This window comes from Moellerella wisconsensis ATCC 35017 (assembly GCF_001294465.1).
Taxonomy (GTDB): Bacteria; Pseudomonadota; Gammaproteobacteria; order Enterobacterales; family Enterobacteriaceae; genus Moellerella; species Moellerella wisconsensis.
This window is the reverse complement of sequence record NZ_LGAA01000007.1, coordinates 165,108-186,340: the sequence shown is the minus strand read 5'-3', so window position 1 is coordinate 186,340 and position 21,233 is coordinate 165,108. Positions and strand designations below refer to the sequence as shown.

General features: G+C 40.7%; 21 protein-coding genes and 1 pseudogene. 8 read left to right on the top strand and 14 right to left on the bottom strand.

All coding sequences use genetic code 11. The annotated features are described in order from the left end of the window. The first annotated feature begins 48 nt into the window (after positions 1 to 48). Entirely contained in the window at positions 49 to 663 is a 615-nt protein-coding gene (gene yihA, locus M992_RS03980; RefSeq protein ID WP_053907407.1) for a ribosome biogenesis GTP-binding protein YihA/YsxC, read from the top strand. A 138-nt stretch (positions 664 to 801) separates the two neighbouring features. Here the strand turns inward: yihA and spfP are convergent, their stop codons facing one another. The 6 genes from spfP to M992_RS03955 form a co-directional block, all read right to left on the bottom strand. Further along, on the bottom strand, positions 802 to 849 hold the full coding sequence (spfP, locus tag M992_RS15735) for a small protein SpfP (RefSeq protein ID WP_438361642.1): 48 nt from the start codon (positions 847 to 849) through the stop codon (positions 802 to 804). Positions 850 to 1,454: 605 nt separating this feature from the next. Further along, positions 1,455 to 1,847: a hypothetical protein gene (locus M992_RS03975; RefSeq protein WP_134473608.1), complete on the bottom strand. Its 393-nt coding sequence runs from the start codon at positions 1,845 to 1,847 to the stop codon at positions 1,455 to 1,457. A gap of 212 nt (positions 1,848 to 2,059) precedes the next feature. Beyond that, positions 2,060 to 4,867 (bottom strand): DNA polymerase I, encoded by a 2,808-nt coding sequence (gene polA / locus M992_RS03970; protein WP_053907405.1) that lies wholly within the window; start codon positions 4,865 to 4,867, stop codon positions 2,060 to 2,062. A gap of 342 nt (positions 4,868 to 5,209) precedes the next feature. After that, positions 5,210 to 5,842, bottom strand: a complete 633-nt coding sequence (gene dsbA / locus M992_RS03965) for a thiol:disulfide interchange protein DsbA (protein WP_053907404.1) — start codon at positions 5,840 to 5,842, stop codon at positions 5,210 to 5,212. A gap of 34 nt (positions 5,843 to 5,876) precedes the next feature. Then, the gene (locus M992_RS03960; protein ID WP_248842485.1) at positions 5,877 to 6,803 is read right to left on the bottom strand and encodes a serine/threonine protein kinase; all 927 of its coding nucleotides are present in this window, start codon (positions 6,801 to 6,803) and stop codon (positions 5,877 to 5,879) included. A 76-nt stretch (positions 6,804 to 6,879) separates the two neighbouring features. Next, the gene (locus M992_RS03955) at positions 6,880 to 7,149 is read right to left on the bottom strand and encodes a YihD family protein (protein ID WP_047255341.1); all 270 of its coding nucleotides are present in this window, start codon (positions 7,147 to 7,149) and stop codon (positions 6,880 to 6,882) included. A gap of 307 nt (positions 7,150 to 7,456) precedes the next feature. On the opposite strand from M992_RS03955, the gene mobA reads away from it, so the two are divergent. Further along, entirely contained in the window at positions 7,457 to 8,065 is a 609-nt protein-coding gene (gene mobA, locus M992_RS03950) for a molybdenum cofactor guanylyltransferase MobA (RefSeq protein WP_082335386.1), read from the top strand. 21 nt (positions 8,066 to 8,086) lie between these two features. Further along, positions 8,087 to 8,638, top strand: a complete 552-nt coding sequence (gene mobB / locus M992_RS03945) for a molybdopterin-guanine dinucleotide biosynthesis protein MobB (protein WP_053907431.1) — start codon at positions 8,087 to 8,089, stop codon at positions 8,636 to 8,638. A 153-nt stretch (positions 8,639 to 8,791) separates the two neighbouring features. On the opposite strand, the gene gorA is transcribed toward mobB, so the two are convergent. Then, entirely contained in the window at positions 8,792 to 10,144 is a 1,353-nt protein-coding gene (gene gorA, locus M992_RS03940) for a glutathione-disulfide reductase (protein ID WP_053907402.1), read from the bottom strand. A 166-nt stretch (positions 10,145 to 10,310) separates the two neighbouring features. Continuing rightward, positions 10,311 to 11,156 (bottom strand): 23S rRNA (adenine(2030)-N(6))-methyltransferase RlmJ, encoded by an 846-nt coding sequence (locus tag M992_RS03935; protein WP_053907401.1) that lies wholly within the window; start codon positions 11,154 to 11,156, stop codon positions 10,311 to 10,313. A gap of 408 nt (positions 11,157 to 11,564) precedes the next feature. Between M992_RS03935 and M992_RS03930 the strand changes: the two genes are divergently transcribed. The 5 genes and pseudogenes from M992_RS03930 (at position 11,565) to M992_RS15400 (ending at position 14,535) form a co-directional block, all read left to right on the top strand. Continuing rightward, positions 11,565 to 11,969 carry a DUF1090 domain-containing protein gene (locus M992_RS03930; protein ID WP_053907400.1) on the top strand — a complete coding sequence of 135 codons (405 nt, stop codon included), beginning with the start codon at positions 11,565 to 11,567 and terminating at the stop codon, positions 11,967 to 11,969. 253 nt (positions 11,970 to 12,222) lie between these two features. Continuing rightward, the gene (gene yhjD / locus M992_RS03925) at positions 12,223 to 13,218 is read left to right on the top strand and encodes an inner membrane protein YhjD (protein ID WP_053907399.1); all 996 of its coding nucleotides are present in this window, start codon (positions 12,223 to 12,225) and stop codon (positions 13,216 to 13,218) included. A 102-nt stretch (positions 13,219 to 13,320) separates the two neighbouring features. Then, positions 13,321 to 13,475, top strand: a pseudogene (locus M992_RS15590) (tautomerase family protein). Positions 13,476 to 13,528: 53 nt separating this feature from the next. Beyond that, entirely contained in the window at positions 13,529 to 14,107 is a 579-nt protein-coding gene (locus M992_RS15405) for a serine hydrolase domain-containing protein (RefSeq protein ID WP_248842483.1), read from the top strand. A 17-nt stretch (positions 14,108 to 14,124) separates the two neighbouring features. Further along, entirely contained in the window at positions 14,125 to 14,535 is a 411-nt protein-coding gene (locus M992_RS15400; RefSeq protein ID WP_248842482.1) for a serine hydrolase domain-containing protein, read from the top strand. 88 nt (positions 14,536 to 14,623) lie between these two features. On the opposite strand, the gene M992_RS03915 is transcribed toward M992_RS15400, so the two are convergent. From M992_RS03915 to dppB, 6 genes are all read right to left on the bottom strand, one after another. Next, positions 14,624 to 16,114, bottom strand: coding sequence for an insulinase family protein (locus M992_RS03915; RefSeq protein WP_053907398.1), 1,491 nt, complete (start codon positions 16,112 to 16,114; stop codon positions 14,624 to 14,626). Between the two features lie 175 nt (positions 16,115 to 16,289). Then, positions 16,290 to 17,003 (bottom strand): HAMP domain-containing protein, encoded by a 714-nt coding sequence (locus tag M992_RS03910; RefSeq protein ID WP_053907397.1) that lies wholly within the window; start codon positions 17,001 to 17,003, stop codon positions 16,290 to 16,292. A 207-nt stretch (positions 17,004 to 17,210) separates the two neighbouring features. Further along, a complete protein-coding gene (dppF, locus tag M992_RS03905; protein WP_053907396.1) occupies positions 17,211 to 18,206 on the bottom strand; it encodes a dipeptide ABC transporter ATP-binding subunit DppF in 996 nt (331 codons plus the stop codon). Next, complete coding sequence (gene dppD / locus M992_RS03900) at positions 18,203 to 19,183, bottom strand: dipeptide ABC transporter ATP-binding protein (protein WP_053907395.1); 981 nt, start codon at positions 19,181 to 19,183, stop codon at positions 18,203 to 18,205. The genes dppF and dppD overlap by 4 nt, the downstream gene beginning before the upstream one ends. Positions 19,184 to 19,195: 12 nt before the next feature. After that, positions 19,196 to 20,098, bottom strand: a complete 903-nt coding sequence (gene dppC, locus M992_RS03895) for a dipeptide ABC transporter permease DppC (RefSeq protein ID WP_053907394.1) — start codon at positions 20,096 to 20,098, stop codon at positions 19,196 to 19,198. A gap of 11 nt (positions 20,099 to 20,109) precedes the next feature. Next, a complete protein-coding gene (gene dppB, locus M992_RS03890) occupies positions 20,110 to 21,129 on the bottom strand; it encodes a dipeptide ABC transporter permease DppB (protein WP_047255353.1) in 1,020 nt (339 codons plus the stop codon). Between the last annotated feature and the right edge of the window lie 104 nt (positions 21,130 to 21,233).

Genomic DNA, 21,233 nt, shown 5'->3' with positions numbered 1-21,233 from the left:
ATCGTTATAATCGCCCAGCCTTTTGAGCCAAACTCAGGGAGAATCATCATGGCCATTAAAAACCATAATTATCATATGACAAAATTTGTCATTAGTGCACCCGACATTCGTCACCTTCCTAATGATACAGGAATTGAGGTGGCATTTGCTGGCCGTTCGAACGCAGGAAAATCCAGTGCGCTTAATACACTGACGCAACAAAAAAGCTTGGCCCGTACCAGTAAAACCCCGGGAAGAACCCAATTAATTAACTTATTTGAAGTTGAAGATGGTGTTCGTTTAGTCGATTTACCCGGCTATGGTTACGCTGAAGTGCCCGAAGCCATGAAACGTAAATGGCAGCAAGCATTAGGGGAATATTTACAGAAAAGAGAATGTCTTAAAGGATTAGTGGTGTTGATGGATATCCGCCATCCACTGAAAGATCTGGATATGCAGATGGTCGAGTGGGCAGTCGCAATGAACGTCCCCGTATTGGTGTTATTAACCAAAGCAGACAAACTTGCCTCTGGCGCCAAAAAGAAACAATTGATGGGAGTAAGACAGACTCTAGCAGAGCTTGGCGGTGATATTGAAGTAGAAAACTTCTCATCACTTAAAAAAATAGGCGTCGATAAACTAGTTATCAAATTAAACAAATGGTTTAGTGAACATTCGGCTTAATCATCCTCCTCTCTGATATTTGGCCGCTGTATCTATTCAAGGTATAGCGGTACTTATTCTCAAGCATTAATGAATCAACTCTATGAATTTCAAACAAAAAAATGCTCCAGTCAAATAATTGACTGGAGCAGCTAATATTCAGCTAAATCCGATTACGTGAAGTAAAAGGTCTGAAAGATAGAACATCTTACCTCTGTACCCTACAAGAGATACTTTACTGTATTTTCTGGTTGAAAAAAAGTCTTTTTGTAATTTTTTTTCTTTGCTTAACTCGATTCAGCGTAAATTTTATCGAAAAAAAAGATATATATTGTACTTTTACAACATATTAACGGGATGCAGATCTCATTAATATGTAACAAGTTAAATTATTACAATAATAATTAGTCTTCTAACTAGTGTAAGTATCAATGTTGTACCAGCATAGTAATAACGGTAATACCAATATAATAATATCGTTTTTTAAGCTCTAAAAACTCTCTGCTTATGCAGAAGATATAAATATATGGGGCTAAGCCAAAAAAATTAAACCGTATGGGCGTCTTTTGCTATCGCCTTACTCGTCCCTCTAAAGGCATTAAGGAATCACACCGTCTTTAGCAAAAATGAGAATAATTAGGTTTTATATTGGTTAGATAATAGAAGCGTAGATGCTGATTAAACACTTTATATTTTGCTATGATTAAATTATTTATCTAATTGATTCTATATATATAAGATACTGAAATCGCAAAAGAAATAATAAAATGCATAACATTCAAGCAAATTCTATTATCAGCATCCGCTGTTTTCTAATTGCATGGTTGCTCAGAGAAGTCTTTATTTCCTCGCTCAGGCCAGCATCGTTGTGTTTTAACCCGATTAATTATTTGCCATTTATCTCCCTGATAACTCATTGTAAAAACTGTTTTTTCTGCTGCAATCGAATCATCCTGTAAATCAGATTCTTCAATCGTAACTACTGCTTTATCAGGTAATTCTCCTCTATTTACATGTTGGGTTATGCTTAAATTAGTAACACTTTCTTGAAATGAATCTCCCATTGAGTCTAAAGCAAGCTGAATCGGATAATTTCCGCTAGGCGCACTATCCGCCACTTTTTCCTCTATTTTGTCACACCCGCTAGCAAGAAAAGCCATCGTGCTGATCATCAGTGGCAAAATGAATTTATTACTATATGTCAATGCATTATCTCCAATTTAATCAATAGCCTACTCAATACAACCAAGTATCAATGATAATAGTGTTTGATAATTCTTTAGCGACTCACTCACATCCAATCTAATATTTTTATATATTATATTCACTAACAAAAAGAGAGCCACAAAGTAACTCTCTTTTTTGATTATTTAAACCAATATTAATTGAATAAAAATTTAAAAATCAAATAATTAAACTAATGTGCCTCATCCCAATTATCACCAACACCGACTTCAACTTTTAATGGTACATCTAGTAACATACTATTTTCCATTAAACGTTGAATTTGCTGTTTAACACTTTCTAACTCGGACTCTTTGACTTCAAAAACTAATTCATCGTGTACTTGCATCAGCATTTCAGCGTGTGGTTTCTCAGTCTGTAGCCAATGATCGACAGTAATCATCGCTTTTTTAATAATATCAGCCGCAGTTCCTTGCATTGGCGCATTAATCGCTTCGCGCTCAGAGGCTTTACGGCGCATACCATTACGCGAGTTAATCTCTGGTAGATACAGACGACGGCCTTCGAGTGTTTCAACATAACCTTGTTCTGCGGCTTGCTGACGCGTTCTCTCCATATAGTCTAAAACGCCCGGATAGCGTTCAAAATAGAGATCCATATAGCGCTGCGCCTCACTGCGAGAAATTCCCAATTGACGCGCTAAACCAAAAGCACTCATGCCATAAATCAAACCAAAGTTAATGGCTTTCGCACTGCGACGTTGATCGTTTGTGACTTCATCCAGTGAGACCCCGAAAACTTCAGCCGCCGTTGCTCGGTGAATATCTTTACCTTCAGCAAAAGCAGTCAGCAAACCTTTATCCTGAGATAAATGCGCCATAATGCGTAATTCAATTTGTGAATAGTCGGCAGCGACAACTTTATACCCGTCACGAGCAATAAAAGCTTGACGGATCCGGCGGCCTTCAGCAGTTCTAACCGGAATATTTTGCAGATTTGGATCGCGAGAAGATAACCGCCCGGTCGCAGTTACCGCCTGATGATATGAAGTATGTACCCGCTGAGTTTTTGGATTGATCATCAGGGGCAATTTATCAGTATAAGTCGATTTTAGTTTTGCCAGCCCTCGATGTTCTAATAACAGCTTTGGCAACTCATGATCTATCGCTAATTCTTCAAGGACTTCTTCATTGGTGGAAGGCGCACCACTTGGCGTCTTTTTAACCACAGGCAACTGTAATTTTTCAAATAAAATCACCTGTAACTGCTTAGGAGAAGCTAAATTAAACTCTTCGCCAGCCAGCGTATAAGCTAATTTTTCTAATTCGCCTAAACGAGCAGTTATCTCTTTTGATTGCTCGGCTAAAACTTTTGCATCTATCAATACACCTTTGCGTTCCATGCGAGATAATACTGGCACTAACGGCATTTCTATATCAGTAAATACATGTTTTAATTTAGCTTCAGCTTCAATCTGTGGCCATAGTGCCTGATGTAATAGCAAAGTGACATCGGCATCTTCTGCAGCATAATTAGCCGCTTGTTCTAAGGCAATTTGATTAAATGTCAGCTGCTTTTTGCCCTTTCCAGCAACCTCTTCAAAGGTGGTAGTTTTATGGCTAAGATGTCGCTCAGCAAGGCTATCCATATCATGGCGCCCCATCCCTGCAACACTATTTAAAACGTAAGATTCCAGCATAGTATCAAAACCAATGCCTTTTAACTCAATCGCATAATTTTCTAAAACACCACGATCATATTTTAGATTCTGACCAATTTTGATAATGTTTTCATTTTCTAAAATTGGCTTCATCGCGGCTAATACATCATCTAATGGCAGCTGGTGGGGGGCATCAAGATAATCGTGTGCCAAAGGCAAATATGCCGCATGACCAGGTTCAATTGCAAAAGACATCCCAACTAACTGGGCTTCATGGGTATCTAAGCTGTTGGTTTCAGTATCAAAAGCAAACATTTTGGCAGTACGTAGTTTTTCTAACCAGCACTCAAAATCTGCTGGTTCAAGGATCGTCTGGTAATTTTCTGCCGTTAATAGCGGGGCCACTGGCGCAGCAGTCACTGTTTCAATTTTAACTTCAGCCGCGGAGGCAGCTTTGGCTGACGCGGAAGGTTTAGCTGCTTTACTGTCTAACCAACTGCCATTTTCCACCTCAGTCAGCCAACGTTTGAATTCATAACGGCTAAATAATTGATGTAATTTATCGGCATCAAGCGCTTGTACTTCTAATTGCTCACAATCACGGTCTAGCTCAACATCTGTTTTGATTGTTGCCAGCTGATAGGATAAAAAGGCCAGTTCGCGGTTATCGACCATTTTAGGTGCTAATGTCTTAGAACCGCGAAAGCCCAATCCGGCAATATCATCAAGACGGTTATAAATTTCTTCTAAGCTACCGATGCCTTGTAATAATGCCAATGCGGTCTTTTCACCTACACCGGGTACGCCAGGAATATTATCCGAAGAGTCCCCCATGAGCGCCAGAAAATCAATAATAAGCTCCGGTGGTACGCCATATTTAGTAACCACTTCTTCTGGCCCTAAAATGGTATTGGTCATGGTATTAATTAAAGTGACATTGGGCTCAACTAATTGCGCCATATCTTTATCACCGGTACTAATTAATACATGGCGACCCTGTGCGCTGGCTTGTTTGGCTAATGTGCCTATGACATCATCCGCCTCTACGCCCGGTACCACCAGCAGAGGTAATCCGATAGCTTCGACCATTTCATGCAATGGCGCGATTTGTTCACGTAAATCGTCTGGCATCGGTGGGCGATGAGATTTATAACTTTCAAACAGTTCATCACGGAATGTTTTACCTTTAGCATCAAAAACTACCGCAACATGGCTCGGGCGGTATTGCAGGATCAGACTGCGTAGCATATTTAGCACACCATACATCGCACCAGTTGGTTGCCCAGCACTGTTAGTCAGCGGAGGAAATGCATGGTAAGCGCGATAAAGGTAGGAAGAGCCATCTACCAGAATAAGGGGGTTTTCAGCTATCTGAGCCATAATCTGTCATCATCTATTTTGAGGATTGAATAGCAATAGAATGCCATATTGCGGGCATATAGACGAATATTGTCTGCAAGAAAAGCGTGTTTTCCTGCTGTGGATACTTGCATATGCTGTGGATAACTCTGTGCACAGAAGTATGTATCTGTGTTTATTCAATAAGTAAGAAAAGATCAAGCATAAAAACAGGAAAATAAAATCAATGAGTTAGCTGATATTAGATTGATCCAGAACAAAAACTTATTATTTGTCGGTTTGTGGATATTGATATTGTCATCAATAAAAGCAGAGGAGATAACGGCAATGGCTGAGATTACAGCCATTACCATAAAAAGTACTTTATTTTTGTGTAACTAATGAATTAATCACGTTAGAAAACTCTTTAGCGTAATTATTCGGATCATCAACATTGATGCCGGCATTATTTATTTGATATTTACCATCAACATAAATTGCTGGAACACCTCTTAATTTCAGGTTCTTCGCCGCATCTTGCTGTTTTGCAACCAAAGATTTAACGACAAAGCTATTTAAGGCCGCATCATATTCTTCAGCTGAGATACCCGCTTTAACAAATGCATTGCGAATATCGTCCGTGGTACGGATAGATTGAGTTTTCTGAATACCATCAAATAGAATTGGGGTTACTTTTGCTTCCGCATTCAGCACAATAGCGACAGCCCAAGCTTTAGTTAATTCAGGACCTAAAGGACCTAAAAAATCAACATGATAGCGTTCCATTTTTACGCCAGAAGGTAAATTTTGCTCAACCGTCTGAGGAATTTTATACACATTTTCAAATTGATAACAATGTGGGCAGTAGAATGAGAAAAACTCTAGAACCTCGGGTAAATTTTGTACGGTTTCTTTTAACTGAGTATACTGCTTGCCTTCGGTATAATTCGCAGCAGAAGCAGTTGTCGCCCCAAATGCCATGGTCAAGGCGATCAAAGCTAACCAAATTTTTTTCATCTTAAATTTTCTCCAGAAAATAAAATCAATCCAATTAATAAAATGGCGTTAATGACAACGGTGGTTCCTGTAATACGGTCATTTGCCGAGTAAATTCACTCACCTGTCGATGCCAAAAATCACTATCTGTCATCCATGGAAAAGCCTTCGGGAAAGCAGGATCCTGCCAACGCTTAGCAATCCACGCGAGATAATGGACCATTCTCATAACGCGTAACGGCTCAATCAGTTTGAGTTCTTGCAGATCAAAATCGCCAAACTCACTGTAAGCCTCTAGCAGCGTATCCAATTGAATACGCTGTTCTTGACGATCACCGTTTAATAACATCCACAAATCTTGGATAGCGGGTCCATTACGGGAATCATCAAAATCAACTAGCCAAGCTTCATCACGCCACAAAATATTTCCCGGATGGCAATCCCCATGCAGGCGTAACATGGTGTAATCTTCCGGCCATTGTTGCTTAACTAATGCTATCACTTTTTCGAGGATCTCGAAGAGCGGATCACGAGCCTTTGCTGCCACCAATGAACTGCACGCTAAGATCTGCATCGGGTTAACTAAATATTCATCAATGCTAATCGTCGGTCGGAATGAAAATAACTGCTTCTTTCCTATTTGATGAACTCGACCTAACACACGCCCTACATCTTCCAACTGAAACAGATTATCTGTTTCATATTGACGCCCGCCAATACTCGGAAATATAGCAAATAAAAAGCCACTAAATTCGAGAATGGTCTGCCCTGCAAATGCCAATGGTGCAACAACTGAAAGGCCAGACTCTTGTAATTCCAGAATAAAATCATGTTCTTCTTGGATTTGAGAACGGCTCCACCGCTCAGGTCGATAAAATTTAACCACATAGCGACGGCGATTTTCATCCATGAACTGATAAACTCGATTCTCATAACTATTTAACTCAGTTAATCCTGAATCTAAATACAGCCCTGCTTCCATCAGAGCATCCAAGATTAAATCTGGCGATATATCGCCAAAATGGAAATGTGTTTTTTCAGTCACGTTGACCTATCACTTAATCTTTAATAATGCCTCTGGCTCGCAGAATGGCAGTTTTAAAATCTTCCTGATAATCTTTTTTCAGGCCGGGGATCACTTCGTTGCTCTCTGTTCCTCTCATTTTCAAATGATAGATAAGCACGTCGTCGGTCAAATCGGCCAACTCACCTTGAAATCCAGCTTCATCAGCTAATTTTTGTAATAATTGCACCAAATTCAAATCAGAATTATCTTTCCAAACCGGGTGGATAAGCTCTATTACTTCATTTAAGCGATGGCATTTCATGGTTTATTCCTTATTCTATTGATAGTCATAATGATCAACGAAGCTCAGCCGCAAATATAACCGCTACTTGCAGCAATAACGAATATATCATACACCAGAGGAAACCAAGAGGTGTCAATATGAGTAAAGGTTATAGGTTATTTATTGAGACTCTGATTGATTTTATAGCAAAATATCGTGGTTATTTAATCTCAAATAACCCATATATTGCTATGCTGACATGACACCACCACAATCAGCAATAATAATTAAATAACCTAATCCGTAAATTGAAATATTTTCGTTAAGATAGACAGGAAAACTGAATATGGCACCAAGCCAATTAATAACAGATACCCCATTGATTACCGGTGCTATTCTGGCAGGCGGTCGCGGTTCACGCATGGGCGGGCAAGATAAAGGCTTAGTTTCTCTAAATGGACAACCGCTATATGCTTATATTGCGGAAAGATTAAAACCACAAGTAAACCGTCTGGTTATCAACGCCAATCGACACCTTGCTATTTATCGTCAAAGCGATCTGCCAGTAATCACCGATTTAACGCCCGATTTTTCTGGCCCTTTGGCAGGAATGCAGGCCGTACTAGCCGAGATAACTACAGATTGGGTGATATTTGTCCCCTGCGATGTACCCTCATTTCCGAAAAATTTAGTGCAAAAAATGTGGGAAGAAAAAGGCGACGCCATTGCTTGCTATGCCAGTGATACACATCGTGAACACCCAACATTTACGCTATTACATCGTTCCGTTGAACCGCAATTAACACAATATTTAAATAATGGCGATCGCAAATTGATGTTATTCATGCAAAAAGTATCTGCTAAGTGTATTGTTTTCTCTTCAGAGACAGGAGCATTTGCAAATCTGAATACTCCAGAAGATTGTGCTAACTGGCAAAACAATGCCAATTTATAAAAAATAACGGCAGAATAAATGATGAATAACACGATATACCCCCTGCTTGGGATCACTGCTTATAGCGGTACCGGTAAAACAACATTATTAAAAAAAGTGATCCCTCTATTGAGAGAACAGCATCTGCGTGTTGGCATGATAAAACATACCCATCATGATATGGATATTGATAAACCTGGTAAAGACAGCTACGAATTACGTAAAGCCGGCGCTTTGCAAACCTTAGTCGCTAGCCAGCAGCGTTGGGCACTCATGACTGAAACGCCAGAAAATACCTCATTAGATCTATATTATTTAGCCCGTCGATTTGACCATCAGTCACTTGATCTGATCTTAGTTGAAGGTTTTAAACATGAGCCGATCCCAAAGATCGCTTTATTTCGTCAAGCACTCGCCAGACCCCTTGAGCAACTGATTGATCCCTATGTTGTCGCGGTTGCCAGCGATCAGATTTTAGAGACTGAATTACCACAATTAGATATTAATAATCCACAACAAGTCGCGGATTATATTATTTCTTGGTGGAAGAAAAGTGGCTTTAATGCTATTAAGAAAACTCATCCAATTAGCTAAATAATTGACCCATCTATAGCGCGCTATTAATCCCATAACAGATCATAACTAAATAAAAAGCCAGCAACTCATATCATATAATCGAGTCACTGGCTTAGTTGGATATTGATAGCCTCACTTAAGCGAACCTATTTTTTATCTCATAATTACTGTTTATCTCATAGTAACGAATTCTTCCGCCCCTGTAGGGTGGATAGCAACAGTATTATCAAAGTCTTTTTTGGTTGCGCCCATTTTTAACGCTACCGCAAAGCCTTGCAACATTTCATCGACACCAAAGCCAATCCCATGAATACCGACGATTTTTTCTTCTGAGCCCACACAGATTAATTTCATACGGCACGGCTGACGATGCGATGTTACCGCAGTATACATGGCTGTAAATGATGAGGTGTAAACTTTAACCTGATCTTCACCATACTGCTGTTTCGCCTGAGGTTCAGTCAAACCGACGGTACCAATCGGTGGATGAGTAAACACCACAGTCGGAATATTGCTGTAATCTAAATGCTCATCTGGCTTATTATTAAATAAACGTTCAGATAAACGACGTCCCGCAGCAACAGCGACAGGCGTTAACTCCACCGCACCGGTATTATCGCCAACAGCATAAATTCCATCGACATTAGTATTCTGGTATTTATCAACCTTAATATAACCTTTCTCATCTAGCTCAACACCCGCCGCTTCAATGTTCAGATTATCGGTCATTGGCTCTCGGCCAATTGCCCAAATTAAAGTATCTACCGTTTGCTCATGGCCATTTTCAAGCTTCAGTGTCAGGCTACCATCTGCATTTTTAATCACTTCTTTAGGAAGTGATTGTGTATGCAGTTTAGGACCTTCGGTGTTCATCACTTCTACCAGCGTATCTACTAGCAGTGGATCAAATGAACGTAATGGCGCATGTTTGCGAACAAAAAGATGAGTTTCACTGCCTAAACCGTTCAGTACACCCGCTAATTCAACAGCAATATAGCCGGCACCGACGACTGCAACACGCTTAGGCAACGCTGCTAACTCAAAAAAGCCATCGGAAGTAATCCCGTATTCTGCACCAGGAATTTGAGGGATCACTGGGCGACCACCGGTGGCAATTAAAATATGATCCGCGGTAATTTTTTCGCCATTAACGTCTAAAGTATGTGCATCCACAAAACGTGCAAACCCGCTTATCACGTCAACATGATTATTGCCCAGTACGCGATCGTAAGATTGATGGATACGATCAATATAAGCAGTACGGCTAGCGATTAATTTATCCCAATCAAAACGGTTTACTGTCGTATCAAATCCGTAATCAGGGCCGTAAGCATGAATAGCTTCGGCGATTTGCGCTGCATGCCACATTACTTTTTTAGGCACACAACCGACATTTACACAGGTGCCGCCCAAGGCTTTTGCTTCAATGATGGCACATTTCTGTCCATACATGGCTGCGCGGTTCATCGATGCAATGCCGCCACTGCCACCACCAATTGCGATATAATCGTAATGTTTGCTCATAGTTGGCTCGTTTCCATTTAATCAATTTATTAACAGGCTAATATTTTCGTACCTTAATGTCTATTATGGGGATAAAAATTCCAATTTCAGATAGCTATTACCTCTCACTACGATTGGAAATTCCATCAAGCATAAAAATTAACTGAGTATTAAGGCTGAAAATAATTTATTCCGGCACAATCCAATCAACCAGTGTATGCCCAGTACCTTCTGGCACTAATGCTTTATGCAACCAAGGCAACACCGCGTTCATTTGTTGCTCAAGTTTCCACGGTGGATTAATAACTATCATCCCTGAAGCCGTCATACCACGTTGATCACTATCAGGGCGAACCGCTAATTCAATTTGTAGAATATTGCGAATACCCGTGCTTTGCAGCTGGCTAATCATACGTTTAATTTGTTGTCTTAATACTACCGGGTACCAAATGGCGTAAGTCCCAGTAGCAAAGCGTTTGTGCCCTTCATGGACACCCCGAACAACCGCTTCATAATCAGATTTCATCTCATAAGGCGGATCTATTAACGCAAATCCGCGGCGTGTTGCTGGTGGAAGTTTAGATTTTAGCTGCTGATATCCATCTTCTCTCAGCACCAATGCGCGCTGTTTATCGCGTAAAAATTCACCGCGTAATAAAGGGTAATCGCTGCTGTGTAACTCAGTGAGCACTAATTTATCCTGCTCGCGTAATAACTGTTTAGCAATAAATGGTGAGCCCGGATAAAAACGTAATTTACTTTTATCATTAATGCCTTTAATAACATTAATATATGGTGCCAATTCAGCAGGAATATCACTTTGCTCCCAAATTCGGGCAATACCCTCTAAATATTCACCCGTCTTTTCAGCATGTTCACTGGTTAATTGATAACGCCCGGCTCCAGCGTGGGTATCTAAATATAAAAAAGGTTTTTCTTTCTCTTTTAATGATTCAATAATCAAACTTTGTACAGTATGCTTCAGTACATCGGCATGATTACCGGCGTGGAAGCTGTGACGATAACTCAACATAAATTCATTACCATTTGGTGTTTAATAAATAAATTAATTTTATATACCCTAAATCATACTAACCTTACGTTAGCTCAATACGTTTAAATCAGCGAGTTCGAAAAAGTCTTCAGAAACTAAACAACCGCAAGCGAAAAAATGATGGGTATCAATCGCCATCTTATCCCACATTCGAATGCAAAAATAGATTAACTCATGAAAGTACCCACGCCTATCCGCTCACATATAATTTTATCCGCTAAAATTACGATCCAAACAATTCGATGCCCAGACAGAACATTTATCATGCTGCATTAGGTTACTTCGATAAATGACGCGTTATATTTACTTTAAGCTAAATCTTAATGATTTGACTTAATTAAATAGTTATTCTGAAATTCTATTATTATTTTTATCTGAGCGAAAATCATGAAAAAAACATTGTTATTATCTATTATTACTGTCGTTACATTAAGCAGTTCAGCGGCTCTAGCGGCCAATACATTGAATGGCTGTGAAATAAAAAAACAAAAATTAACCGAACAAATTGAATATGCAAAAAAACACAATAATAGCCATCAAATCGCTGGTTTAGAAACAGCACTTTCTCAGGTCGAAACCTACTGTACCCCAGAGTCTTTGTATCAAGAGAGTCAAGAAAAAGTCAGTGAGAAAGAACAAAAAGTAAAAGAACGAGAAGCCGAATTAGTCGAAGCTAAAGCTAAAGGTGATATCAAAAAAATAGCCAAACGTGAACGCAAATTGGCCGAAGCTCAAGCTGAGCTTCACGAGGCACAAACCGAATTAACCGCTAATAAGAAATTTGTTAAATAGCCAGTTATTAGCGCTAGGCCATTACACCCAAAATAACCGACATTAACGTCAGTTCATTTATTTCTCACTACACTGAATATAGGCCTCTAGTCGCTAACCTTTCCCTTCAGACCAGTTCTCACTGGTCTGTCTACACTTTTATCGCTAAACTTAATAGGTTGTATGATATACCCGAAATATTTTAAGTCGCACAAGAACTAGCCGGCATGGGTAGGCTATACTTTGAAAAAATGCAGTCATGAAAGGGGATCTGATGTCGAAGATACACGACACAAATAATAAAAACGACGATAATAAAGTGATATCGACCTTTAACAAAAGTGTCGATAACGGCAAGAAAGCACTGACTTTCTCGATGAAGATCGTCAATTTTATTTGTGCAATTCCATTTATCGCACATATTATTCGTGCCGCTAAGCGATTTACTGACCGAATGGGAAATCAATTCGGCGCCGCGATTACTTATTTCTCTTTTTTATCCTTAATCCCTGTTTTGATGTTTACTTTTGCCGCAGCAGGTTTTGTTTTAGCCTCTAATCCAGATTTACTGGAAAAATTAATTCGCGGTATTTCCAACAGTATCAGCGACCCGACTCTTGCGAATACTTTAGAACGTACAATTGATACCGCCATTCGTCAAAGAACCACCGTGGGATTAACCGGTTTAGCGTTAGCCGTTTACTCCGGCGTTAATTGGGTTAATAATCTTCGCCAAGCCATCTTGGCTCAATCTCGTCCTGTTTGGGAGCGTAATGAAGACGAACAAGAAAAAATTTACTTTCGTTATCTACGCGACTTTTTAGCGCTTATCGGTTTATTAATTGCGCTGATAATTACTATTACGCTTACCTCGGTCGCGGGTTCTGCACAAGCTATAATTGTCAGAGCTATCGGTTTAGAGGGAATTGAATGGCTACATCCTGTCTGGACCTTAATTGGTTTAACCATTGCTATTACCGCTAACTTTCTTTTATTCTTATGGATTTTCTGGATCCTACCGCGCATGCAGCATCGTCGTTCATCTTTACTTAAAGGCACATTATTAGCGGCGATTGGCTTTGAAATCATCAAATTTGTGATGACATGGATGCTGCCAAATATTGCATCTTCTCCGTCGGGTGCGGCCTTCGGTTCAGTCATTGGTTTGATGGCATTTTTCTATTTCTTTGCCCGGTTAACTCTATTTTGTGCGGCATGGATTGCTACCGATGAACCGAAAGGATCTCAATCTCACCAAGTTCCAGCGTAAGTAAGAAAAAAACATAATTTACAGAAACTTATTCAATCTTTCTGATCCCTAAGGCAAGTTAATAACTTGCCTTTTTTAACCCCATAATATCAAGAGTCTTCTATGCCGTTAGTCAATATTCGGATTACACTAGCAGGTATTAGACCGAGCAAAAGCAGCGACTCATCATAAGTGAGACGCAACGACTACTTGATGTTCGAGAGAAAGACTCGGCTACAAACGCCGTTATCATCGATGAAATAGATACCGATAATTGAGGGATCAGAGAGCAAACTATCACTATGCAAAGAGCCATCGAGAGAAATCAACCATGACAATCGGTGATATTAGCCTACGTTTAGCGGGATTATCAGGCGGGAGTGCCTTATTTCTGCATAATAAAACCACTGGCCAATATATCAATTATGCGAATAAAGGCGTAGATTTAGCGGATAATAGTCCGATAACTCCACTGACGCCTTTTAGAATTGCCAGCAATACTAAAACATTTACCGCGGCCGCAATTCTGCGTTTATGGGAAATGCAGCAACTAGAATTAGATCATTCGATATTCCAATATCTCCCGCCAAAATATAATCAATTACTCTCCTCTCGCCATAGCACTGATAAAATAACGTTACGCCATTTATTAAATCATAGCAGTGGCATGTTTGATCATGCGGATCAGCGCTTTATCACAAAATGCTTAGCCGCGCCTCAGCATGTTTGGACTCGCGAAGAACAACTGCAATTATATATCCAGAAAATAGTACCCTGCATCGCACCAGGTCAACAATTTATCTATTCAGATACCGGTTATCTACTGTTAGGCTCCATTATCGAACAGTTAGCGGATTACCGCTTGCTAAAGCGATCAGAACATTACTCAATTTTAACGAGATCGGCCTAAAAACTGCGTGGTGGGAAATGTTAGAACCTCAACCGACAGAAGCCTTTACCCGAGCAAAACAATATCTCGGCCAATACGATATTTCTACGTTGCATCCTTCAATGGATTTATTTGGAGGTGGAGGTTTAGTGATGACAACGCAGCAACTCGTCTTATTTATGCAATCCCTCTTTGAAGGTCATATTTTTGATAACCGACATACATTGACCGAAATGCTATCGGTAGGCCACCATGAGGGAGCTGAAAAATATCGACTGAGTTTATTCGCCCATAATTTCAATGGAATAACTGTTTATTCTCATTTAGGGTTTTGGGGATCTGCGGTTTATTACTCACCAGAACAGCAGCTATGTATCGCGGGGTTTGTCGATCAAAGAGAACATCGAGCATCTCTTGTTCAATTAATAGAACAATTAATAGTCGAGTAATAAATAATAAAATAGTTCGCTAATAAAAATCCCTCTGAGGATCATACCGCAGAGGGATCTCATTAATCACACCAGTAATCAGCAAAAATTACGATTTATTTTCATCGCTTACAGGCGGTAAAGTGCTCGTCGTTGATTGCGGTGTCACAACCTCTTTAGGCCATAGTACTTTTTCAAATTGTAGACGCAATTGCTCAGCATCTAATAACTGTTTACTTTTCGGCTGAACTAATACCAATGCGGGCTCTTGAGACAACAGGCGGCGCACTTCCATATTCATTTGCTCTAAATTCTGTGTCGCCAAAAAGGCTTGTCTGAATCGCTGATACTGCTCAGGTGCAATATCTACTACATTATTTTGCTGTGAAGTAAGGCGCTGATTAATCAAAACATCGGTGCTGGTACGAGCATAAGCAGCAAATAGCTGCGATAACTGCGATTGTTTTTCTTGTACCATCGAATCAAACAGCTCTGGTGCAATGCCATTTTTATTAATAGATACTAATTCATTCATTAACAATTCAGAGGCTTGCGCCATTTTATCGGCGGGAGCAAAAACAGTTAATGTGCAACTAGCACGCTGATATTGCACTCTACAATCTAATTCTGGCCGAACTTCCTCTGCAAATTTCTTGGCAAAAACTTGCTGTAAAGAATGATATAGCGCTTCTCTAGCAATGTCTTGCTGCCAATAATTTTGTAATACCCGTGAATCTTTGATAGGTAACCAATCAATATCCCAAATAAGCGCTAACGAATCGGTTACTTCGCGATCACTTAAAATATTCACCGCCTGTGGTTTCAACGGTGACAAGCTAGCCACAGGAACAGGTTCAGAACGCTTACCTTCCAGTGATGCAAAATTTTGTTGAATAACATCAGATAACATACGCCCATCAACATGACCGGCAATATATAAGGTCATCATATCTGGGGTATACCATTTTTGATAAAACTGATTCAAGCTATTAATATTTATACTATCAGTAGGTTTCAATCCAGGATCAAAACCTACCATAGAAGAACCTTTCAAACGTACACGCCATACGGGATCATTCACATCCATGGGCAGTGTAGCGACAGGAATATCCGACGAAGTTAATGCCGTTTGTAATGCTTGCTGGGTATATTGCCCACCAGCGGCAGATTCAGCGAGCCATTTCAGTGCATCTTTTAATAGTTCGGGTTTATTATTTGGCAAGCTTAGGCTATATAACGTGAAATCATACGAGACAACCGCTGGCGGCATCGGTAGCGTTGGATCGATAGCATTACGCCACAAATTTTGTAATTTTTCAGCAGGTAATGACTCCGTTGGCTGATAAAGCGCCATTTTAGGGATCAAGTAACTGTAGCCTTTTTCACTCACATCTTCAGTTAATGAACCTGTTTTAATGGCTAATCTCAATTGAACACGATCGTTTGGGCGTTGAGGTGTTTGTAGCAATTGCCACGAAAAACCATTCTCTAATTTGCCCTGTTGCCATGCAGGATCAGGCTGTAATGGTTCAGCGCTGACAACACCAGCCACTGACAATAATAAGCCACTAATGTAATACCGAATTTTCATACCCTGCATGTGAACCCCTATGTATTCTTCTATCCTTGTATTTAACCGTAAAATTATTACTTTTAAATTAACGGGAAACGCTAATTCGTAGGGTCAAATCGTATTATTGTACAACTATCACTCTGATAATTGCACACGGACTATAAAACCGTTAGACCATCAATCTTAATGTTAGGTTCATGGACTAATCTAACTTTTGACTATTAATTTGTTTATTAATTTGGTTATTGTATCCCTTAGCCAATAATCCTAACTCATCGTCATTATGATGTTCAGCAACAACTACTTGATTTACAATTTTATTTCCATTTAAATCAAGCGCAATACGGCGTAAAGGCCGCACAATAAAGCGACTCATAAACCATGTTGCTGCCACAGCAACAATCAACGTCAATAATAAATATGTCGTGATTATAAGCCCGAGAGTGTTTAATGCGTAGTGATAAACCCGATTCGAGTCAACTTGTAATATTAAATAGCCGAATGGTTTACTCGTTAGCGCTGCATTACCATAAGCATATAGCGGAAGCGTCATCTCTACCGGAATATCAAACACTGACTTAGCCCAGCCGGGGATCGGTTTTGGTGTCGCAAAATTTAGACGCATAACTCGCACATTTTCATGACGAATAAGAGTAGCTTGCCCCATAATTCCTGAGGTTTTTAAACTGATAAGCAAAGATTTGGCTTCGTTAAGATCTGAGCTGAGTAAAGCGTCAGTCAGCGGTTTTTGAATTTGCAGTGCCGCATTGCTCAGTTGATTAAGATAATCGTTTTTACGCTGTTCTAATAAATAGGTGAATTGAATACTCAAAAAAATGGCGAACGAACAAAGGGTGATCAAAAAGAACACCAGCAGACTTTTTAATGTTAATGATCGTTGAACACGCGTTTTCATTTAACTCAAGTAATCCTAATAAATCATCTTTAACAGATTATTACGGTTGGTTAGTATACTTGATTTTTAAAAAATACGTGTGGTTAATTCTTAGTCGCCGTTAAGGCTATCAGCGTGTTTATTGCAGCCATTAGATGGCTAGAGTTTTAGTAATAAGTGACAGAAAATAATTTTTTCTGTCACTTATAGGCACTAACTGACTAAGAGCTAGCCTTCTTCATCCTGATCAACGGCTAAACAAGCGACTAACTGATGATTGTAATCTTTCAATGTAGGCTGAAACTGAGTACAAGCATCGAAGGCACGACGACAGCGCGCCGCAAAAGCACATCCTGGTGGCGGATTCATTGGGCTAGGTAATTCACCCGTCAACTTAATCCGCTCACGTCTTGAGGCGGGATCTAAACGGGGTGTAGCAGAAAGTAAGGCTTGAGTATAAGGATGGCGAGGATGATTAAAAATTGCCTCACGGCTACCTTTTTCAACACAGCGACCTAAATACATCACCATCACTTCATCGGCTATATGCTCAACCACAGAAAGATCATGTGAGATAAAGACATAAGACAAGCCAAATTCCTGCTGTAAATCCATCATTAAATTTAGAACTTGAGCCCTAACCGAAACATCGAGTGCCGAAACCGGTTCATCCGCAATCACTACATCGGGATCTAACATTAATCCACGAGCAATCGCGATACGCTGGCGTTGTCCCCCAGAAAACATATGGGGATAGCGACTATAGTGCTCAGTTTTTAATCCCACTTTTGCCATCATCGCCAATACTTTTTCTTTCCGTTCAGCCGCAGTCAGTGAGCTATTAATTAACAACGGCTCTTCTAAAATTTGCCCTACTTTCTTGCGAGGATTCAATGACCCATAGGGATTTTGAAAAACAATTTGAATTTTTTGACGACGTAGTTTTTCTGCGCTTTTATCTTTAACTAATAAATCTTGTCCTTGATAGTACAGCTCGCCCGCTGTCGGTACCTCAATCATAGTCAATAAGCGACCCAAGGTAGATTTGCCACAACCTGATTCACCGACAACCGCTAATGTTTTGCCTTTTTCCAGCTCAAAAGAGATACCATCCAGTGCCTTTACGGTTTTCTCTGCCGAAAAAATCCCACCTTTTACACTGTAATACTTGGTCAAATCCGTTGCTTTTAGCAACGGCTGATGCTGTTTTTGTTGCTGGCTCATACTGTCGGTCTCCCTGAATCGTCCAACGGCATATGGCATTTAACCTGCCTTTCCCCAAACGTACGAAGTTCCGGCTCTTCCTGTTTACATTTCTCGCTAACATACGGGCAGCGCGGATTCAGTAAGCAGCCCACCGGGCGGTCGTATTTGCCGGGAACAACACCGGGTAATGACGCCAAACGCGCTTTATCTGTCGCAAATTCGGGCAGTGCGCGCAATAATGCTTGTGTATAAGGGTGGCGAGGTGTTTTGAAAATATCTTTCGCCAGTGCAGATTCAACTACCTGTCCGGCATACATTACAATAATGTGATGAGCCGCTTCAGCAACTAACGCCAAATCATGAGTGATCAGTACCAGCGCCATATTTTCTTGTTGTTGCAGTTCAAGCAGTAGCTCAATAATCTGCGCCTGAATAGTTACATCGAGCGCTGTCGTCGGCTCATCAGCGATTAATAATTTAGGTCGACAAGCTATCGCCATTGCAATCATCACTCGCTGACTCATCCCACCAGATAATTGATGTGGATAAACATCTAAGCGGGATGTAGGATCAGGAATGCCTACCATGGTTAATAAGTCAATCGCGCGCTGCTTGCGAGTGCTACGACTGCCACCATAATGCACTTTTAAAGCTTCCATTATCTGGTATCCGACGGTAAAGCAAGGGTTCAGACTCGTCATCGGATCTTGAAATATCATCGCGACATCAGCGCCGACAATATTACGCCGTTCTTTTTCCGACATTTTCAATAAATCACGACCGTTGAACTCTAAATGCTCGGCAGTCACTTTTCCGGGATAATCAATTAATCCCATAATCGCCAATGAGCTTACGGATTTACCGGATCCTGATTCACCTACAATACCAACAACTTGACCTTTCTCAACCTGATAGCTAATACGATCAACGGCGCGAAATGGTGCGCTTTCATCTCCGAAGTGCACCGATAATTTATCTATATTTAACAATGCCATTTGATTACCTCGTTACTGCTTAAGTTTCGGATCAAACGCATCGCGTAGACCGTCACCCATCAGGTTAAATGCTAATACCGTAAACAGGATAGCTAGCCCCGGGAATGTAACCACCCACCACGCACTTTGTGCGTACTGCAATACATCCGATAGCATGGTTCCCCATTCGGGTGTCGGTGGCTGTGCACCCATTCCTAAAAAGCCCAAAGCTGCCATATCCAAAATAGCATTAGAGAAGCCTAATGAGGCTTGTACAATTAATGGCGCCAAACAGTTAGGCAAGATATTGATAAACATTTGACGCGCCGATCCCGCCCCTGCAACACGGGAAGCAATCACGTAGTCTCGGTTAACTTCGACTAAGACAGCCGCGCGGGTCAATCGCACATAGTGGGGTACCGCTACACAAGTTAATGCCAAAGAGGCATTGACAATCGAAGGGCCAAAAATTGCTACCAGAACGAGCGCCAGTAATAAGCTCGGTAATGCCAGCATGATATCGACAATACGCATAATTGCCATATCAACTAGGCCGCCAAAATATCCGGCTATTAATCCTAAAATAACCCCAAAAAATAGCGATAATATCACTACTAAACAGCCGACAAATAAAGAGAGTCGAGCGCCATACATTAATCGTGATAATAAATCTCGACCAATATCATCGGTGCCTAAAATAAACTGCCAACTACCGCCCTGCTCCCACACTGGCGGTGTCAGTAGATATTGGCGAAATTGTTCGTCAGGAGCATGAGGGGCTAATACGCCAGCAAGAATGGCTATCAAAATCATCAGAATGATATATGCCATTCCAATTACAGCCCCTTTGTTGCGCTTAAAATAGTGCCAAAACTCGTGTAATGGGCTCATCGGTTTAGGAGCACTGCTAATCGTAGGCTCAGTAGATTGAGACATCTTTAGGCTCCTTATTTTTTATGACGAATACGAGGGTTAACAATGCCATAGAGCACATCAACCAACAGATTAACGACAATAATTAATGTAGCGATTAACAGTACGCCGCCTTGAACTACCGGGTAGTCACGACGCTGTAAACCTTCAATTAACCAACGGCCAAGACCCGGCCATGAGAATATAGTCTCCGTCAAAATAGCGCCGCCCAATAATGTTCCAACCTGTAAACCGATAATGGTTATTACTGGAAGCATGGCATTGCGTAGAGCATGAATTAATATTACTCGCATTCTACTGACGCCTTTGGCTCTGGCAGTACGAATGTAATCTTCACCAAGCACTTCTAGCATCGAAGAGCGTGTCATACGGACAATCACTGCCAATGGAATGGTGCCCAAAACAATTGCGGGCAAAATGATATGCTCAACCGCGTCGATAAAATCGCCCGGCTCTCCCCAAAGCAAAGTATCAATCAGCATAAAACCCGTCAGGGGATATGTGTCGTCTAAAAATAAGGAATCGCCCACTCGCCCTGACACTGGCGTTAAATTCCAATGCACGGAAACCAACATTATCAGCATAATCCCCCACCAGAAAATCGGCATGGAGTAGCCTGTCAATGCAATACTGACCGCTGTATGATCAAAAATAGAACCTCGTTTTACCGCTGCCAATACGCCAACCGGTATTCCGACCGAGATAGCGAAGATCATGGCACAAATACCTAGCTCTAACGTGGCTTTAAAGCGAGGAAGGAATTCGTCCCATACAGAAATCCTACTGTTGAGTGAAATGCCTAAATCACCGTGTAAAATCCCATTAATGTAATGCAGATATTGTTGCCAATATGGTTGATCAAGCCCTAATTGAGCCATCAACTGAGCGTGTCTTTCCGGTGATATTCCGCGTTCCCCTGCCATTATCATCACCGGATCGCCGGGGATCATATGAATAAACGCAAAAGTGAGGAGTGTGATACCAATGAACGTGGGGATCACCAGCCCCAGCCGTCGGAGGATAAATTGCAACATATCCCGAATTTCCTTTTAAATACGACTAACAGCTCTAGGACTGTTTGAATCAGAAGAAAATATCTCTTCTAGGCTCATAGATAACTACTCTATACACTGCTTCA

Excerpts from the sequence above, each read along its gene's own strand:
- dppD (WP_053907395.1), bottom strand. The coding sequence starts at position 19,183 with ATGGCATTGTTAAATATAGATAAATTATCGGTGCACTTCGGAGATGAA.
- M992_RS03955 (WP_047255341.1), bottom strand. The coding sequence starts at position 7,149 with ATGAAATGCCATCGCTTAAATGAAGTAATAGAGCTTATCCACCCGGTT.
- M992_RS03930 (WP_053907400.1), top strand. The coding sequence starts at position 11,565 with ATGAAAAAAACATTGTTATTATCTATTATTACTGTCGTTACATTAAGC.
- M992_RS15405 (WP_248842483.1), top strand. The coding sequence starts at position 13,529 with ATGACAATCGGTGATATTAGCCTACGTTTAGCGGGATTATCAGGCGGG.
- M992_RS03960 (WP_248842485.1), bottom strand. The coding sequence starts at position 6,803 with ATGGAAGCAGGGCTGTATTTAGATTCAGGATTAACTGAGTTAAATAGT.
- polA (WP_053907405.1), bottom strand. The coding sequence starts at position 4,867 with ATGGCTCAGATAGCTGAAAACCCCCTTATTCTGGTAGATGGCTCTTCC.
- M992_RS03910 (WP_053907397.1), bottom strand. The coding sequence starts at position 17,003 with ATGAAAACGCGTGTTCAACGATCATTAACATTAAAAAGTCTGCTGGTG.
- gorA (WP_053907402.1), bottom strand. The coding sequence starts at position 10,144 with ATGAGCAAACATTACGATTATATCGCAATTGGTGGTGGCAGTGGCGGC.
- dsbA (WP_053907404.1), bottom strand. The coding sequence starts at position 5,842 with ATGAAAAAAATTTGGTTAGCTTTGATCGCCTTGACCATGGCATTTGGG.
- mobA (WP_082335386.1), top strand. The coding sequence starts at position 7,457 with ATGGCACCAAGCCAATTAATAACAGATACCCCATTGATTACCGGTGCT.
- yhjD (WP_053907399.1), top strand. The coding sequence starts at position 12,223 with ATGTCGAAGATACACGACACAAATAATAAAAACGACGATAATAAAGTG.
- dppB (WP_047255353.1), bottom strand. The coding sequence starts at position 21,129 with ATGTTGCAATTTATCCTCCGACGGCTGGGGCTGGTGATCCCCACGTTC.
- mobB (WP_053907431.1), top strand. The coding sequence starts at position 8,087 with ATGAATAACACGATATACCCCCTGCTTGGGATCACTGCTTATAGCGGT.
- dppC (WP_053907394.1), bottom strand. The coding sequence starts at position 20,098 with ATGTCTCAATCTACTGAGCCTACGATTAGCAGTGCTCCTAAACCGATG.
- M992_RS03915 (WP_053907398.1), bottom strand. The coding sequence starts at position 16,114 with ATGCAGGGTATGAAAATTCGGTATTACATTAGTGGCTTATTATTGTCA.
- dppF (WP_053907396.1), bottom strand. The coding sequence starts at position 18,206 with ATGAGCCAGCAACAAAAACAGCATCAGCCGTTGCTAAAAGCAACGGAT.
- yihA (WP_053907407.1), top strand. The coding sequence starts at position 49 with ATGGCCATTAAAAACCATAATTATCATATGACAAAATTTGTCATTAGT.
- M992_RS03935 (WP_053907401.1), bottom strand. The coding sequence starts at position 11,156 with ATGTTGAGTTATCGTCACAGCTTCCACGCCGGTAATCATGCCGATGTA.
- M992_RS15400 (WP_248842482.1), top strand. The coding sequence starts at position 14,125 with ATGTTAGAACCTCAACCGACAGAAGCCTTTACCCGAGCAAAACAATAT.